Here is a 1,792-nt window from a genome sequence, read left to right on the forward strand (position 1 = left end):
ATTTCAGCCCCATAGACGCGATCGCCAATCACGTAGGTGCGGATGTTGGTGCCGGGAATGTATTCCTGGAGAGCGATCGGCGCGCAGGATAGCGCGAGGTGCAGGCGTTCGGGCTGAAGATGCTGCGGCGTTAGGGGCTGGATATAGGCTCCGCCATAGACCGGCTTGAAAATCACCTTGGCGTGGCGCTGGGCAAACGCCAACACCGCTGTCGGATCATTACCCACCAGAGTATCGGGAATCGTAACTCCCAACTGATGCACCACCCCCAACTGCCGAGGTTTTTCCTTGTGGAACTGGTAGGCCCGCCAAGAATTCACCCAGCGCGTTGACGTGCTCTGCATCACCGTGCGCAGAACGGCCATGGCATCATTCCCCGCGATCTGACGCTGGTCATCGGGTAGCGAGGGCACCTGTACCGGAGCCAAGCTTCGCCAAAACACGCTGCGGATGCTCTGCCAGTTCCATCGCTGCCCAGACGGCAGGGTCAAGAAGCCCTCGGCCGTCTGGGGTGACCAAGAAACACGGAGCTGGGTGGGAAACTGGGCTATGTCAAGGTAGTCTACGTCAGTGCCCGTCTGAGCGATCGCCTCCCGCAGGTGCGCCGCATGGACATCCTTAGAGTTGCCCAGAATGAGGATCTGCATACCCCAGTCCGCTATTTAAGACTCCAGATGATAGATCCGACTCATCGAGCCAAGGATCTACCCCGCTCTGAAACTCGGTCGTTGCCCCCCCTTCTTCGCCCAAGGCCAAGGTAGTCACCACTTCATCTCCATCTCCCATGCCCCAGTCACCCCCTTCTTCACCCAAGGCTAAGGTGGTGAAATCTGGCTCAGAACCAGGCTGTCCGATAATCGGATCACTGTCCCCAAGAGCATCCGACGTTCCATCTGACGGAGGCCAGGCGTCATCGCCCCCCTCTTCACCCAGGGCAAGGGTGGTAAAGCGAATCAAATCATCATCCCCTTTGTCACCCCCCTCTTCTCCCAAGGCACGGGTTGACATCTGCATATCCTCGTAGCCGGTCAGGCAGTCACCCCCCTCTTCCCCTAGGGCCATCGTTGTAGCCCAGCCATCACCGCCTTCCTCACCGATCGCTAGGGTCGTAGCCCAACCATCATCGATCTCAATCAGTTCACCATCGACCGGCTGAAGATCATCGCCACCTTCCTCGCCGATCGCCAAGGTTGTGGCCCAACCATCACCGCCTTCCTCGCCGATCGCTAGAGTTGTAGCCCAGCTGTCATCGGTCTCAACCAGCTCACCATCGATCGGCTGAAGATCATCACCACCTTCCTCGCCGATCGCCAAGGTTGTAGCCCAACCATCGCCACCTTCTTCTCCAAATGCTTCGGTTGTGAGGAAATCATCATCAACCGGCAGCCAACAGTCACCGCCTTCTTCCCCCAGCGCTAATGTCGTAGCCCAGTCATCTCCATCTATCCCATCAGGAACCTCGCCCTCAACAACACCAGGCTCAAGGAAACGGAGCACAATCGGTTCTAATTGTTGATAGATAGCCTCAAACTCTTCCCCAGCTAAGCCATGCTCACTCAGCAGGTCGTGAACCCATTGTTGTAAACGCTCCGCCGTTAGATCAGATGAGGAGGCGATCGCTAATACCTGCTCCTGAACTGCTGGATCGTTGAATAGAGCTACAGCCCGCTCTAGACGACGCGGGGTCAGGTCGGGGGAAATCTCACCAAGACGTGCTTCCCAGTCGGGGAATGCGCGGGACAAATCAGCAAACGACAGGCCAAACGGATGAGAAAATGTGGTACTCATATTG

The 1,792-nt window shown here is 57.2% G+C and carries 2 protein-coding genes; both read right to left on the reverse strand.

Features of this window, described 5'->3' with window-relative positions:
* Window positions 1-647: hypothetical protein (locus tag V6D20_13820; GenBank protein HEY9816857.1), on the reverse strand; the 647-nt coding region annotated here is incomplete at its 3' end.
* The coding region (locus V6D20_13825; GenBank protein HEY9816858.1) for a hypothetical protein at window positions 619-1,792 on the reverse strand (1,174 nt) is incomplete at its 5' end. The genes V6D20_13820 and V6D20_13825, both read right to left, overlap by 29 nt.

The sequence above is a fragment of the Candidatus Obscuribacterales bacterium genome (genome assembly GCA_036703605.1).
In the GTDB taxonomy this organism is placed as follows: domain Bacteria; phylum Cyanobacteriota; class Cyanobacteriia; order RECH01; family RECH01; genus RECH01.